Here is a 14096-nt window from a genome sequence, read left to right as displayed (position 1 = left end):
GCAGTCAGTACTTGCCCAAGAGCGCCCGCCTCCTGCGGCACGGGATTGCGCAGTGACGTCAGCCCGCACTGCGCAATGCAAGCAGTTCGCGCATATCGTCGATCAGGACAACCGCACCGGACGTCTGCGGATCGAAGCCGCGCAGGTAGCCGTAACGCACCATCGCCAGCGGCATGCCGGCGGCGTTTGCCGCTGCCGCGTCGGTACCAGAATCGCCGACCATCAGGCAGTGCTGCGGGGTGAGCTGGAACTGCCTGGCCAGATGCAGCAAGGGTGCCGGATCGGGCTTGCGCTGCGGCAAGGAATCGCCGCCGAGCACGGCACCGAACAGCGTGGCGATGTCCAGGTGCTCCAGCAGGGGCGCGATGAAGCGCGAGGGCTTGTTGGTGCACAGCGCCAATGTTGCACCGGCATCGCGCAGGCCATGCAATGCCTCGGCAACACCGGGATACAGCTGCGGATCGTGCAGCAGGCTGGCGGCGTAGTGCCGCATCATCACCGGCATTTCCGTCTCGGCATCGTGGGTTCCGCCGGCTTCGCGCAGTGCGGTGGCGAGCAGCACCTGCACGCCCTCGCCGATCCAGCTGCGAATGGTGGATTCACTGAACTGTTGCAATCCCAGTTCCTGCAAGGTGGCGTTGAGCGCCTCGGCGATGTTGGGCGCACTGTCCACCAGGGTGCCGTCCAGATCGAAAATCACCAGCGGGTACGCAAACATGCAGAAGGCCTCGTGCGGGGAGCGTGTCAGTGTACGCAGTGCAGGATTTAGGCCACGTAAGTGCAGGGGTGGCTGTGCTGGCCGAACAAAAAGCATGAGCCTGATGCAACGTCCACACGTTCCATCGGCCTATGCCTGCGGCACCTCGCCAAACAACTGGCCCTGTACCGCGCCTTCCTGGACATCGCTGAAACCGCTCAATCCCACGCCGACCAGGCGGAAACGCGTCTCGGCCGGCAGTTCCACGCGCCGCGTCAGCGCCAAGGCGATCTGCGCCAACGCATCGAGTGAAGCAGGTGGTTGCTCCGGTGTGTGCGAGCGCGTGAGGATGCGAAAGTTCGAAGTCTTCAACTTCAACACCACCGTGCGGCCGATGCGTTCGGTGCGACGCGTCGCCAGCCAGGTTTTCTCGGCCAGCCGCAGGATGTGCGGATCCAGCGCCTCCAACGCCAGGTCTTCGCTGAAGGTGTCTTCCGAAGACACCGACTGCACTTCCTGGTCCGGCTCTACCGGACGTTCGTCGATGCCGCGCGCGCGGCGATACAGGCTGTGCCCGAAGCTGCCGAAATGCGCCTGCAATTCCTCCAGCGGCCGCAGGCGCAGATCGGCGACGGTCACGATGCCCAGTGCCGCCAGCTTGGCATCCATCACCTTGCCCACGCCGGGAATGCGGTTGACCTTGAGCGGCAGCAGGAAGGCATCCACCCGGCTAGGCGCGATGACGAACTGGCCATCGGGCTTGCGCCAGTCCGATGCGATCTTGGCCAGGAACTTGTTGGGCGCGATGCCGGCCGACGCGGTGAGCTGGGTTTCCTCGCGGATCTGGCTGCGGATCAGCTGCGCGATCTCGGTGGCCAGCTGCATGCCGGTCTTGGCTTCGGTGACGTCCAGATACGCCTCGTCCAATGACAGTGGTTCGACCAGATCGGTATGCCGATGGAAGATCTCGCGCACCTGTCGCGACACCGCCTTGTAGCGCGCAAAATCCGGCGGCACGAACACCGCATCCGGGCAGAGACGCTCGGCGCGCAGGGCCGGCATGGCCGAGCGGATGCCGAAGATGCGCGCTTCGTAGGACGCTGCGCACACCACCGAACGCGCGCCGCGCCAGGCCACCACCACCGGCTTGCCACGCAGGCCCGGATCGTCACGCTGCTCCACGGACGCGTAGAACGCATCCATGTCCACGTGCACGATCTTGCGCATCAAGCTGGCGTCTCTCCACAGGTAGTGGCCCATGATAGATCAGCTGCGTCTCACGCCTTGCGCATGCGCAGGCTGCGGCTGCGCTTGCGAAACGAACGCTACCGCCAACGATCGGGCAGGTTTGGGCCGCGCGAGTCCCTTGCGACGCTGGCCGATCGTGACTTTCCGGTCAGTCCTTTGCGGCGCGCCGCGCGGCGCAATCGCCTGAAAACAGCACGCATGCGTACGGATAAAACGTTTGATTGAACCGTATGGCCTCATGCACCCTTGCCGCCCTTGCCTTTCGCTTCTTGCAGGAAACGTTCGTCATGACTCGTCAAAGTGCGTACTCGCGCGACCAATTGTTGGCCAGCGCGCGTGGGGAATTGTTTGGACCCGACAGCGGCCGGTTGCCGAACGACCCGATGCTGATGTTCGACCGCATCACCGAGATCAGCGACACCGGCGGCGCGCATGGCAAGGGCGTGATCCGCGCAGAACTCGACGTACGCCCGGACCTGTGGTTCTTCGGCTGCCACTTCATCGGCGACCCGGTGATGCCCGGCTGCCTGGGGCTGGATGCGATGTGGCAGCTGACCGGCTTCTTCCTGACCTGGATCGGTGCGCCCGGCCGTGGCCGCGCCCTGGGCTGCGGAGAGGTCAAGTTCACCGGCCAGGTGCTGCCCAGCGCCAAACTGGTGAGCTACGAGATCGATGTCAGCCGCGTGATCAACCGCAAGCTGGTGATGGCGCAGACCGATGCACGCATGCTGGTGGATGGGCGCGAGATCTACACCGCCAAGGATCTGCGCGTAGGCATGTTCACTTCGACGGAGAGCTTCTGATGCGCCGCGTTGTCGTCACCGGAATGGGCATCAATTCGTGCCTGGGCAATGACCTGGACACCGTTTCCACCGCACTGCGCGAGAGCCGCTCCGGCATCACCGCCCTGCCCGATCATGCCGAGGCGGGTCTGCGCAGCCAGGTTGGCGGCGCGGTGGCGCTGGATCTGGAGGCATTGATCGACCGCAAGCTCAAACGCTTCATGGGCGACGCCTCTGCGTATGCGTATCTGGCCATGCGCGATGCGATCGCCGATGCCGGCCTGAGCGCCGAACAGGTCAGCGACCTGCGCACCGGCGTGATCGCCGGTTCCGGCGGCGGGTCCAGCCAATGGCAGGTGGAAACGGCAGATCTGCTGCGCGCGCGCGGCGTGCGCAAGGTCGGCCCGTATATGGTGCCGCGCACGATGTGCTCTGCGGTGTCTGCCTCGCTGGCCACTGCATTCAAGATCCGTGGCCTGAGCTACTCGTTGTCGGCCGCCTGCGCGACCTCGGCGCATTGCATCGGCGCGGCCGCCGACCTGATCCGCCACGGCGCGCAGGATGTGATGTTCGCCGGTGCCGGCGAAGAACTGCACTGGACCATGAGCGTGATGTTCGACGCGATGGGCGCGCTGTCCACCGGCTTCAATGACCGCCCGGCGGTAGCCTCGCGCCCGTATGACGCGCAGCGCGATGGGTTCGTGATCGGCAGCGGCGGCGGCATGCTGGTGCTGGAGGAGTACGACCATGCCATCGCGCGCGGCGCGCGCATCCATGCCGAGTTGCTAGGTTACGGCGTGACATCCGATGGCGCGGACATGGTCGCGCCCAGTGGCGAAGGCGCGGTGCGCTGCATGCGCATGGCCATGCAGGGTCTGGATCGCCCGATCGATTACCTCAACACCCACGGCACCTCCACGCCGCTGGGCGATGTCACCGAACTGGGCGCAGTGCGCGAGGTATTCGGCGACACCGTGCCGCCGCTGTCCTCGACCAAGGCGCTGTCGGGCCATTCGCTGGGATCGGCCAGCGTGCACGAGGCGATCTTCTGCCTGCTGATGCTGCGCGACGGCTTCATGGCCGGCTCGGCGCATATCGACGAACTCGACCCGCGCGCCGAAGGCTTCCCCATCCTGCGACAGACGCAGCAAGCGAACTTGAACACGGTGATGTCCAACAGCTTCGGCTTCGGCGGCACCAACGGCACGTTGGTGTTCGGGCGGGTGTGATGGCTGCATGCGAACGCGTGTGATCGCGTTGTGCTGCGCGCAGCCCCGGATGCGACCCGTGTCGGCGCCACGCAAGAGATCGCCCGAATTCCACCATTGAACGACGGGCGGTGCAGGTTCAAACAACTGCGATGCGACAGAACAGCGTTGCCAGCCCCATACTGACGACACAAGGACGTGTGAGCAGCGAGATGCAATCACTCTTTACCGCCCTGCGCCAGGGCGCAGGAACGGTGCCTCATTCGTCCTGCAAGCGGTCACAATCCTCCATCGAGGTCCCAGTGCTGGCAGGCTGGCTATTCCCCTCCCTGCCGGCTCTCTGCTCTTCCGCGCGCTGCCTGCTGCGGCACGCCGTCCGAGCCTGATCGCGCTTGAACTGCAAGCTCCTGGCCGCATCGATCTCGGCCCGCTCGCGGTTGGTCCGTTCGGTGTTTGCGCGTGTCTCCTGCTTGACGCGTCTTGCGATGGAAGGGGCGCTGGTTGGCGGCACGCCCTCCCCGGGCGCAAGCACTTCCAGGTCCGGCGCGCTCTCCGGTGCATGGTCACGCCACAGCGCGCGTTCGCTCTCCACGGTCCATTCGCGGCCGCGGTAATGCGCGTCCCAATAGGGATCCAGCGAAAACGCGATCTTCGGGACCACGCGCGCAAGATCGCCGCGCTCCAGCGTGATCGCTTGCGCAGGCATCCAGCCGCGCGCATCGGGCGCACGCACATCGCACCATCTGCCGTTCTTCAGGCACCCGTAAACGCTGAGCGTGTTGCCGGCGCTGACTTCGCCCACGCGCCGGTATTCCTCGCCGGGGCCTGCGCGCAGGCCGGCCAGGCGACTGGCGTGACCGGTGTGCTGCGCAGCGGCCGGTACCGCCGCTGCAATCAACAGCCCCAAACTCCAAGACAAGCGTCGCTGCATTGCACTCTCCTTGATGTGCTTACCCATTCGCGCATCGGTCACCGGCGTGACCATGCCGCTGCGCTTGCAAGGCAGCTCACCTCACCGCAGTGCGCACACATGCGATGGGGAGTGCAGCGCCTGCCAGCGACGGCAGCTGCTCTGCAGATGGGCTCAGCCCGCCATGCCGTTATGCCGCAACAGCGCATCGATGGTCGGCGCGCGGCCGCGGAAGGCTCGGAAGTTGTCTGCGGCGCTACGGCTGCCGCCCCGCGACAGCACCTCGGCGCGGAAACGGGCACCGGTCTCGGCCACCTGCTCGGGCGCCTCTTCGAACGCGGCGTAGGCATCGGCACTGAGCACTTCGGCCCATTTGTAGCTGTAGTAACCGGCCGCGTAGCCGCCGGCGAAGATGTGGCTGAACTGATGCGGGAAGCGATTCCATGCCGGCGGGCGATTGACCGCCACCTCGTCGCGCACGCGCTCGATCAGCTGCAGCACGCTGTCCTGCATCGGGTCGAAGCGGCTGTGCAGTTGCATGTCGAACAACGCAAATTCCAACTGACGCACGGTGAACATGCCGCTCTGGAAATTGCGCGCAGCCAGCAGACGGTCGAACAGGTTGCGCGGCAACGGCTCGCCGGTCTGCACATGCGCGGTCATCGCCTGCACGCGCTCCCATTCCCAGCAGAAGTTCTCCATGAACTGGCTGGGCAGCTCCACCGCGTCCCACTCCACGCCGTTGATGCCGGCCACGCCCAGCTCGCCGATACGGGTGAGCAACTGGTGCAGGCCGTGGCCCATTTCATGGAACAGCGTGGTGACTTCGCCATGCCGGAACGTGGCCGGTGCATCGCCGTTGCCGCGGCCGAAATTGCACACCAGATACACCAGCGGCGTCTGCACGCCGCTAGCGGTGTCGCGGCGATTGCGGCAGTCGTCCATCCAGGCACCGCCGCGCTTGCCTTCGCGCGCGTACAAATCGAGATAGAACTGGCCCACCAGCGCGCCTTGCGCATCTTCCAGACGATAGAAGCGCACATCCGGATGCCACACCGGCGCGCTGTCCGGCTTGACCGTAAGCCCGTACAGGCTGTGGATCACCTCGAACAGGCCGGCCAGCACCTTGGGCTCGGTGAAGTATTGCTTCACTTCCTGCTCGGAGAAGCTGTAGCGCGCCTGCTTGAGCTTTTCGCTGGCGTAGGCCAGGTCCCAGGCCTGCAGTTCGTCCAGGCCCAGTTCGTCGCGGGCGAAGGCTTCCAGTTCGGCGCGATCGCGTTGCGCGTATGGCTTGGCACGCACCGCCAAGTCGCGCAGGAATCCCATCACTTCATCCGGGCTCTGCGCCATCTTGGTGGCGATGGAATAGTCCGCGTAGCTGGCAAAACCGAGCAGCTGCGCCAGCTCGGCGCGCAGCGCAAGAATACGGTCGATGTTGGCGCTGTTGTCCAGCGCCGCATCGCCGAATTCGGACGCGCGCTCGGCGTTGGCGCGATACAGCAGCGCGCGCAGTTCGCGGCTGTCGGCATCGGTCTGCACCGGCAGGTAGCACGGCATCTGCAGGGTGAACTTCCAGCCTGGTACGCCATCCTTTTCTGCAGCGGCGCGCGCGGCGGCGATCACTTCGGCCGGCAGACCCGACAGCTGGGTGTCGTCTTCGGTCACATACGACCAGGCATCGGTGGCATCGAGCACGTTCTGCGAGAACTTCGCCGCCAGTGCCGACAATTCTTCCTGGATCTGCGCAAAGCGCGCCTTGGCGGCGTCGTCCAGTTCGGCACCGCCGAGCCGGAAATCGCGCAGCGCGTTGTCCAGCACCTTGCGCCGGGCGTCATCGTAGTGGGAGACCTCCGGCGACTGCGCCAGCGCCTTGTACTGCGCGTACAGCGCCAGGTTCTGGCCCAGCGCGCTGCCGAAGCGGCTCACCTTGGGCAGGTTGCTGTTGTAGGCCTCGCGCAGCTCGGGGGTGTTCATCACTGCCTGCAGATGGCCCACCTGCCCCCAGGCGCGCCAGAGCCGCTCGGTGGCATCGTCCAGCGGCACCACGAAGCTGCCCCAGCTGACCGGGCTGACCTGTTCGGCGGCCTTCACTGCCGCCTCGGCCTGCGCCAGCAGCTGGTCGATCGCCGGGCTCACATGCTCGGGGCCGATCGCATCGAAGGACGGCAGTCCGGAGAGGTCGAGCAAGGGATTGGTCATGGAGCGCTCCGGCGGTGGACGGGATCAGGGGGAGTGGACGAGCGGCACGCGGGCGCGGGCGCCCTCTGATGCCACGATATGGCGGTCATTCCAGCGCAGCACAAGGCAGCGGCGGCAACGCGCCGCCGTTGACTGCGCTGGCAATGGCCGCGTCGCTGTCGGCGGTGTCGATGGCGCGCGCCACATACCAGGCCGGGTCGTAGTAGCTGTGCGCGTAGCGCTCGCCGGCATCGCACAGGATGGTGACGATGGAGCCCTGGCGGCCTTCCTCGCGCATGCGCTGGGCGGCCTGCAGCACGCCGACGAAGTTGGTGCCGGTGGAACCGCCCACGCGGCGGCCCAGCGTGGCACTGACGTGGCGCATCGCCGCCAGGCTCAGCGCGTCGGGCACTTTCACCATCGCATCCACGCAGGTGGCGATGAAGCTGGACTCCACCCGCGGCCGGCCAATGCCTTCGATGCGCGAGCCACCGGTGATGTCCAGCTCCTTGGGGCACTGCCCGTCCACCGCGCGGCAGTAGCCGTCGAAGAACACCGACACTTCCGGGTCGGCGCACAGGATGCGGGTGGCATGGCGCCGGTAGCGCACATAGCGCCCCAGGGTAGCACTGGTGCCGCCGGTGCCCGGGCTGCAGACGATCCATTCGGGAATCGGGTGCGGCTCTTCGGCCAACTGCTTGAAGATCGATTCGGCGATGTTGTTGTTGGCGCGCCAGTCGGTGGCGCGCTCGGCGTAGGTGAACTGGTCCATGAAGTGCCCGCCGGTCTCGCGTGCGAGCTGGTGCGAGGCGCTGTCCAGGTCGCAGGCGCGCTCCACCAGGTGGCAGCGCCCGCCCTGGAATTCGATCGCGGCGATCTTTTCCGGCGAGGTGGAGGCCGGCATCACCGCGATGAAGGGCACCCCCAGCAGGCGCGCGAAATACGCCTCCGACACCGCGGTGGAACCGCTGGAGGCCTCGATCACCGGACGGCCTTCGCGTAGCCAGCCATTGGTCAGCGCGTACAGGAACAGCGAGCGCGCCAGCCGGTGCTTGAGGCTGCCGGTGGGGTGGCTGGACTCGTCCTTGAAGTACAGGTCGATGCCCGGATAGCCCGGCAGGTCCATGGGAATCAGATGGGTATCGGCCGAACGATTGAAATCGGCCTCGATCTTCTGGATGGCGGCGGCCACCCACTGGCGCTGCGACATGGCAGGACTGTGCGACGAAGGAGGCGCCAATTCTACCGCCGCCGGGCGCATACCCGCGGCGGGCGGTCATCGGGCGGACAGTCGGGAGCCGATGGTATGCTGGCTGCACCTGTTTCCGCCAAGAGCGCCCGTGCTGCATTGCCTGCTCCGCCTGCTGCTGTGCCTGTGCCTGGTCGCCAACACGGCTACCGGCGCGTGGGCGTCGGTGGGCATGGCCATGCCGGAAATGGCCATGCCGCAGCCGACTGCGGGGATGGCCGCGCATGCGGCGGGGCACGCGACAGGCACCGAGGCCATGCCCTGTCATGAGGACATGGCGCCGCCGGCACCGACCCAGCCGGACGATACCTCCAGCCACGCGCACGCAGCCGACTGCTGCAAGCTGGGCAGCTGCGACTGCCTGCAGCACTGCAGCCTGGCCTTGCCGACCCTGCTGGCGATCCCTGCCGGCCTGCCCGGTCGCCCGGCACTGCCGGCAATTCCGGGCGACGGACGCGGCAGCCCGCTGCCCGAACAGCCGGTTCGACCTCCCATCGGCTGAGCGCAGCCGACACCACGGCGACGCTCGGCGTCGGGTATGTGCAACGGTCGCGGTGATTTCCCGCCCGGCGTGCTCACGCCCGCTCCCCACCTCGTCGATGCCTCCTGCTGTTCCGCGCGGATGTGTTGGCTGTCCTGATCGCGCTTGGCCCTGCATCGATGGATGCGGGATTTCTCAGCGATGCGTTGCGTCTGCCGGCCCGGTGGACGCACCGGAGGTGTCATGTCGTCCGAAACTCCTGTCTTCACCCCAACCGCCAACCACGGAATCAGCCGGCGCCGTTTCGTACAGGGCCTGGCCCTGTGCGGCGTTGCCGCCAGCAGCCTGTGGCGCGGCGATGCCCGTGCTGCCGGCGCGATGGCCACGCCGGTGCTGCGCGGCGGCAACCAGTCGCTGCAGATCGGCCAGCGGCCGGTCAATTTCACCGGGCGCACGCGCCCGGCCATCACCGTCAACCAGAGCCTGCCGGCACCGATCCTGCGCTGGCGCGAGGGCGACACGGTCAGCGTGCGCGTACGCAACGCCCTGCCCGATCAGCCCACCTCGGTGCATTGGCACGGGCTGCTGCTGCCGGCCAACATGGACGGCGTGCCGGGCATGAGCTTCGACGGCATCGCGCCGGGCCAGGAGTACCACTACCGCTTCGCGCTGCGTCAATCCGGCACCTACTGGTACCACAGCCATTCCATGTTCCAGGAGCAGGCGGGCCTGTATGGCGCCATCGTGATCGACCCGCTGGTACCGCCGCCGTATCGCTATGATCGCGAGCATGTGGTGCTGCTGTCGGACTGGACCGACCTGGACCCGGCCGCACTGTTCCGCCGGCTCAAGCAGATGCCCAGCCACGACAACTACGCCCAGCGCACGGTGGGCGACTTCCTGCGCGATGCGCGCGAGGACGGTCTGCGGGCAACGCTGGCCGACCGCGGCATGTGGGGGCGCATGCGCATGACCCCGACCGACCTGTCCGACGTCAACGCCAACACCTACACCTACCTGCTCAACGGCGTGGCGCCAGCGGGCAACTGGACCGGGTTGTTCGCGCCGGGCGAGAAGGTGTTGCTGCGTTTCATCAACGGCTCGTCGATGACCTACTTCGACCTCCGTATTCCCGGCCTGCGCATGACCGTGGTGGCCGCCGATGGCCAATACGTGCACCCGGTCAGTGTGGACGAGCTGCGCATTGCTGCGGCCGAAACCTTCGACGTGCTCGTCGAGCCCACCGGCCAGGATGCCTTTACCCTATTCGCGCAGGACATGGGTCGCACCGGCTTCGCCTGCGGCACGCTCGCGGTACGCCACGGCCTGCAGGCACCGATCCCGGCGCTGGACCCACGCGCGATCCTGACCATGCAGGACATGGGCCATGGCGATGGCATGCAGCACGCTCTTCCGGCAATGCATGGCGCACCCGGCATGCAGGCCGCGCACGGGATGCACACCATGCACTCGCATGATCACGCCCAGGCGCACGACACCGCACCGCGCCACGCCGCCAGCGAAGACGGCAACCCGCTGATCGACATGCGCAGCAATGCCACCGCACCGCGTCTGGACGACCCGGGTATCGGCCTGCGCGACAACGGTCGCCGCGTGCTGCGCTACGGCGATCTGCACAGCCTGTTCGAGGACCCGGATGGCCGCGAACCCGGGCGTGAGATCGAACTGCATCTGACCGGGCATATGGAAAAATTCGCCTGGTCGTTCGACGGCGTGGCGTTCGCCTCGGCCGAGCCCTTGCGGCTGCGCTACGGTGAGCGGCTACGCATCGTGCTGGTCAACGACACCATGATGCAGCACCCCATCCACCTGCACGGCATGTGGAGCGACCTGGAAGATGCCGATGGCAATTTCCAGGTGCGCAAGCACACCATCGACATGCCGCCGGGCACGCGCCGCAGCTATCGCGTCCGCGCCGATGCACTGGGCCGCTGGGCCTATCACTGCCATCTGCTGTACCACATGGAAGCGGGCATGATGCGCGAAGTGCGGGTGGAGGCATGAACGTGCGCGCGCTACGCCCGCTGGTGCTGGGCACCTGGTTGTTCAGCGCAACGCTGGCCGCGCAGGACCACACGCATCATGCGATGAACGCCGCTGCGCATGGCGAGCCTGCAGCAGCGCTGCAGACCGACGGCACGGCAGGCGCGCCTGCAGCACAAGACTCGCAGGCAGCGACGGCTGCTGCGTTACCCTCCTCACAGGCAACCATGCCTGCGATGACGCCTGTGCATGGCCAGCATCCTGGTGGAACGCAGGCGGTGCCGGAGACCTCGGGCAGTCCTGCGAACGATGCTGCTGCGCCTGCGGCGGCGCCGCCAGCGACGGGGCCTGCACAACCCCGGCATCAGCACAGTCAGCCGATAGACCAGAACGCTGTAGCGCCGATGGATCATTCGCAGATGTCGCATGCCGGCATGGACCATGGCGCCATGCATCACGCCGGGATGGACCACGGTGCGATGGAGGCGATGGGCCACGATTCCGCCGACCAGGCCGCTGTGAATCCGCAGGCACTGGAGCACGGCGCGGCGACACAGGGCTCGATGAAGAGCGAGGTGCATCACGAGGTGACGGATCACCGCGCAACGCAGCCTGCTCCGATGACCCGCCACGCGATGCAGCATGGATCGAGCACGCATGACGGCATGCAGCATCATTCGATGGACCATCGTGCACACGCCGCACCCACGCCTGTATCGCCGGTTGGCATGGTGCTGCCACGCGAACCGATTCCAGCACCGACCGCCGAAGAGATCGCCGCGGCCTTTGCGCCACTGCAGGCACACACGATGCACGGCGCAGGCATCAACCACTACGTCCTGCTCGATCGCCTGGAAGCGGTCGATACAGATCGCGGCACCGGCCAGGACTGGGAGGCGCGTGCCTGGATCGGCGGCGACATCGACCGCCTGTGGCTGCGCAGCGAGGGCGAGCGGGACAGCGGCCGCACCCGATCCGCGTCGCTGGAGGCCTTCTACGGCCACGCCATCTCGCCGTGGTGGGACCTGCTGGTCGGCGCACGCCAGGACCTTGCCCCGGGTGATCGCCGCAGCTGGGCCGCCGTCGGCCTACAGGGCCTGGCGCCCTACAAGTTCGAAACCGAAGCCACGCTGTACCTGGGCAGCGCCGGCCGCGTCGCGCTGCGCCTGGAAGGCGAGTACGACATTCTGCTCACCAATCGGTTGATCCTGCAGCCGCGCGTGGAAGCGGACATCGCCCTCACCGACGATGATCGCCGTGACATCTCCAGCGGTCTGGAACAGGTGGAAGCCGGCCTGCGACTGAGGTACGAGTTTACCCGCCGCTTCGCGCCTTACATCGGCTGGGTGCATAACCGCAGCTTCGGCGATGCCGCCAGACGCGCCGCGCTGGAAGGCGAGCGCCCACGCGAGGGCCAGTTGGTTGCCGGCATCCGTCTCTGGTTCTGACCCGCGATGCACGGCTGCGTCATCGCGGTGGCACCACGCTGCCTCACGCTCGTTTGTGCAGGCAGGGGTGGGCCGCAATCGTTCCAGCGAACTGGCAATCTGCCGTGCAACCGCATGTCCGGCACGCCGCACATCCACACACGCCATGGCGCACCGCAGACATGGCGCCCACCCGCACCCCGCTAAACTCCCCGTCCTGCGCGCATGCCCGCGCACCCGTTCCACCTGAGGAGACCATCATGCCTTTGAGCGACCTGCAACAGGTACCCGGCGCCGGCGCCGCCCCCGCCGACACGCGTGGCTTCGTGTTCAACCACACCATGCTGCGCGTCAAGGACGCCCAGCGTTCGCTGGATTTCTACACCCGCGTGCTCGGCTTCCGCCTGCTCGATGCCCGCCACTTCGCCGATGCGAAATTCAGCCTGTATTTTCTGGCCCTGGTGCCCGACACCACCGCCATTCCCGATCAGGACGACCAGCGGCGGTTGTGGATGGCCGGCATTCCCGGCGTGCTGGAGCTCACCCACAACCACGGCACCGAAACCCAGGACGGGCCGGTCTATCACGACGGCAACAGCGACCCGCGCGGCTTCGGTCATATCTGCGTCTCGGTGCCGGACATCCACGCCGCCTGCGCACGCTTCGACCGCCTGGAGGTGCCCTATCAGAAGCGCCTGGAAGATGGCCGCATGAAGCACCTGGCCTTCATCAAGGACCCGGACGGCTATTGGGTGGAGATCATTTCCAATACCCCGCTGACGTAATCACGCAAGCCACACCCGCCAACCCTCACCGTGCAGCGGGCAGGCAATTCAACCGCCGCAGCGCCGCGCTGAAAACCTCGCGCGGCCCTGACAGGATGCCACTCGCCCGACCGGCGCCCCGGTTGCGCGATGCCTGGCGCGACGACTGGACACCACGCCGCGCTGGAGTAGACTTTCGCCGCCCTCCGCAATGGATGCACCCGCATGCTCGTCAGGAAGATTCCACTGATCCTTGCGCTAGCAACGATCGCCGCCTGCAAGCCGGCGCCACCGGATCCCGCTGCTTCAAAGGCGACTCCCCCCGCGGCCAGTACTGCCGCACGACCTTCAGACAAGGATGCCTCTCCCATGCAGGACGCGACCCAGGGTTCAACCCAACAGCTGCAGCCGCCCCGCCCGGACAGCGTGCTGTACTTCATCAGCAACGTCGATGGCGACGGCGCAACCTCCTACGAAGTCGCCAATGGCAGCTGGATCAATTACTGGTACGGCTTTCAATTCGAACTCGGCGGTACGCGTTATTACACCGGCTTCGCCTGGGAAACGCCCGAGCTTTATGGCGCCGAGCGCGAGAATCATTACCCCGCGCCAGGCACCAAGGTGACCTTGGCCCACGCCACCTTCGTGACCAGCGAACCGGGAAGCAAGACGCCCTGGAAGCTGCTTGGGGCAGAACCCTACATTGGCGAGTTCGGCGGTATGGAACAGGCCAACACGGTCGACACGACGCGTAAACCACAGACCTTCGTCACCGACGATAGCCGGTTAGTGCTGGCCGTGCCGACCTGGAGCCTGCAGTCGGGCGTACGGATCCTTTCCTACGACGCACTCGTGTTCAACCCGAAGGAAACCGAGGACGTCAACGACACGCATTGGACCTACATCGGCAATATCCCGGCCGGTGAAGACAATGGCGCCAGTTGTGGCGAGGACGCGCCCGGCAAGATCCCCTGCATCAAGAACACCAGCACGCTTGAGTTTGTTCCGCAGGCCGGCCTGCCCGCGTTGCGGGTAACGGTTTCGGCCATCCCGCCGACGAACGGGGGTGACGAAACCGTTGTATACCGTTACGATGCGGCCCAGAAATCGTATTTGCCGACCCCTTAATACAGAGCCAAAGGAATTGG

At 66.4% G+C, this 14096-nt stretch carries 12 protein-coding genes; 7 read left to right on the top strand and 5 right to left on the bottom strand.

The features are described from left to right. Positions 1–58: 58 nt before the first annotated feature. Positions 59–718 carry a phosphoglycolate phosphatase gene (gene gph, locus XcodCFBP4690_RS09970; protein WP_104540798.1) on the bottom strand — a complete coding sequence of 220 codons (660 nt, stop codon included), beginning with the start codon at positions 716–718 and terminating at the stop codon, positions 59–61. 129 nt (positions 719–847) lie between these two features. Then, a complete protein-coding gene (gene dinB / locus XcodCFBP4690_RS09965; protein ID WP_104540797.1) occupies positions 848–1924 on the bottom strand; it encodes a DNA polymerase IV in 1077 nt (358 codons plus the stop codon). A 308-nt stretch (positions 1925–2232) separates the two neighbouring features. Here dinB and fabA point away from each other — a divergent pair, with 308 nt between their 5' ends. Both fabA and fabB read left to right on the top strand, forming a co-directional pair. Continuing rightward, complete coding sequence (gene fabA, locus XcodCFBP4690_RS09960) at positions 2233–2748, top strand: 3-hydroxyacyl-[acyl-carrier-protein] dehydratase FabA (protein ID WP_104540796.1); 516 nt, start codon at positions 2233–2235, stop codon at positions 2746–2748. Beyond that, a complete protein-coding gene (gene fabB, locus XcodCFBP4690_RS09955; RefSeq protein ID WP_104540795.1) occupies positions 2748–3956 on the top strand; it encodes a beta-ketoacyl-ACP synthase I in 1209 nt (402 codons plus the stop codon). Before fabA ends, fabB begins: the two co-directional genes overlap by 1 nt. 238 nt (positions 3957–4194) lie before the next feature. On the opposite strand, the gene XcodCFBP4690_RS09950 is transcribed toward fabB, so the two are convergent. From XcodCFBP4690_RS09950 to XcodCFBP4690_RS09940, 3 genes are all read right to left on the bottom strand, one after another. After that, positions 4195–4866 (bottom strand): SH3 domain-containing protein, encoded by a 672-nt coding sequence (locus XcodCFBP4690_RS09950; RefSeq protein WP_104540862.1) that lies wholly within the window; start codon positions 4864–4866, stop codon positions 4195–4197. Positions 4867–5019: 153 nt separating this feature from the next. Beyond that, the gene (locus XcodCFBP4690_RS09945) at positions 5020–7044 is read right to left on the bottom strand and encodes a M3 family metallopeptidase (protein ID WP_104540794.1); all 2025 of its coding nucleotides are present in this window, start codon (positions 7042–7044) and stop codon (positions 5020–5022) included. Between the two features lie 85 nt (positions 7045–7129). Beyond that, complete coding sequence (locus XcodCFBP4690_RS09940; RefSeq protein ID WP_104540793.1) at positions 7130–8233, bottom strand: PLP-dependent cysteine synthase family protein; 1104 nt, start codon at positions 8231–8233, stop codon at positions 7130–7132. 91 nt (positions 8234–8324) lie between these two features. Here XcodCFBP4690_RS09940 and XcodCFBP4690_RS09935 point away from each other — a divergent pair, with 91 nt between their 5' ends. From XcodCFBP4690_RS09935 to XcodCFBP4690_RS09915, 5 genes are all read left to right on the top strand, one after another. Next, positions 8325–8774, top strand: a complete 450-nt coding sequence (locus tag XcodCFBP4690_RS09935) for a CopL family metal-binding regulatory protein (protein WP_167394558.1) — start codon at positions 8325–8327, stop codon at positions 8772–8774. Positions 8775–8996: 222 nt separating this feature from the next. Next, complete coding sequence (locus tag XcodCFBP4690_RS09930; RefSeq protein WP_104540791.1) at positions 8997–10778, top strand: copper resistance system multicopper oxidase; 1782 nt, start codon at positions 8997–8999, stop codon at positions 10776–10778. Positions 10779–10984: 206 nt separating this feature from the next. After that, complete coding sequence (locus tag XcodCFBP4690_RS09925; RefSeq protein ID WP_410049714.1) at positions 10985–12205, top strand: copper resistance protein B; 1221 nt, start codon at positions 10985–10987, stop codon at positions 12203–12205. Between the two features lie 239 nt (positions 12206–12444). Then, positions 12445–12969 (top strand): lactoylglutathione lyase, encoded by a 525-nt coding sequence (gene gloA / locus XcodCFBP4690_RS09920; protein ID WP_104540790.1) that lies wholly within the window; start codon positions 12445–12447, stop codon positions 12967–12969. A 348-nt stretch (positions 12970–13317) separates the two neighbouring features. Beyond that, entirely contained in the window at positions 13318–14076 is a 759-nt protein-coding gene (locus XcodCFBP4690_RS09915) for a hypothetical protein (protein WP_104540789.1), read from the top strand. Positions 14077–14096 lie beyond the last annotated feature (20 nt).

This window comes from Xanthomonas codiaei (assembly GCF_002939785.1).
Classification (GTDB): domain Bacteria; phylum Pseudomonadota; class Gammaproteobacteria; order Xanthomonadales; family Xanthomonadaceae; genus Xanthomonas; species Xanthomonas codiaei.
Note: the sequence above shows the minus strand (reverse complement) of the source record. Positions and strands in the feature narration are given on the sequence as shown.

What these genes read in the sequence shown, in the direction of transcription:
- XcodCFBP4690_RS09950 (WP_104540862.1), bottom strand. Translation starts at nt 4,866, where the DNA reads ATGCAGCGACGCTTGTCTTGGAGTTTGGGGCTGTTGATTGCAGCGGCG.
- gloA (WP_104540790.1), top strand. Translation starts at nt 12,445, where the DNA reads ATGCCTTTGAGCGACCTGCAACAGGTACCCGGCGCCGGCGCCGCCCCC.
- XcodCFBP4690_RS09915 (WP_104540789.1), top strand. Translation starts at nt 13,318, where the DNA reads ATGCAGGACGCGACCCAGGGTTCAACCCAACAGCTGCAGCCGCCCCGC.
- fabB (WP_104540795.1), top strand. Translation starts at nt 2,748, where the DNA reads ATGCGCCGCGTTGTCGTCACCGGAATGGGCATCAATTCGTGCCTGGGC.
- XcodCFBP4690_RS09930 (WP_104540791.1), top strand. Translation starts at nt 8,997, where the DNA reads ATGTCGTCCGAAACTCCTGTCTTCACCCCAACCGCCAACCACGGAATC.
- dinB (WP_104540797.1), bottom strand. Translation starts at nt 1,924, where the DNA reads ATGCGCAAGATCGTGCACGTGGACATGGATGCGTTCTACGCGTCCGTG.
- fabA (WP_104540796.1), top strand. Translation starts at nt 2,233, where the DNA reads ATGACTCGTCAAAGTGCGTACTCGCGCGACCAATTGTTGGCCAGCGCG.
- XcodCFBP4690_RS09945 (WP_104540794.1), bottom strand. Translation starts at nt 7,044, where the DNA reads ATGACCAATCCCTTGCTCGACCTCTCCGGACTGCCGTCCTTCGATGCG.
- XcodCFBP4690_RS09940 (WP_104540793.1), bottom strand. Translation starts at nt 8,233, where the DNA reads ATGTCGCAGCGCCAGTGGGTGGCCGCCGCCATCCAGAAGATCGAGGCC.
- XcodCFBP4690_RS09935 (WP_167394558.1), top strand. Translation starts at nt 8,325, where the DNA reads ATGGTATGCTGGCTGCACCTGTTTCCGCCAAGAGCGCCCGTGCTGCAT.
- XcodCFBP4690_RS09925 (WP_410049714.1), top strand. Translation starts at nt 10,985, where the DNA reads ATGCCTGCGATGACGCCTGTGCATGGCCAGCATCCTGGTGGAACGCAG.
- gph (WP_104540798.1), bottom strand. Translation starts at nt 718, where the DNA reads ATGTTTGCGTACCCGCTGGTGATTTTCGATCTGGACGGCACCCTGGTG.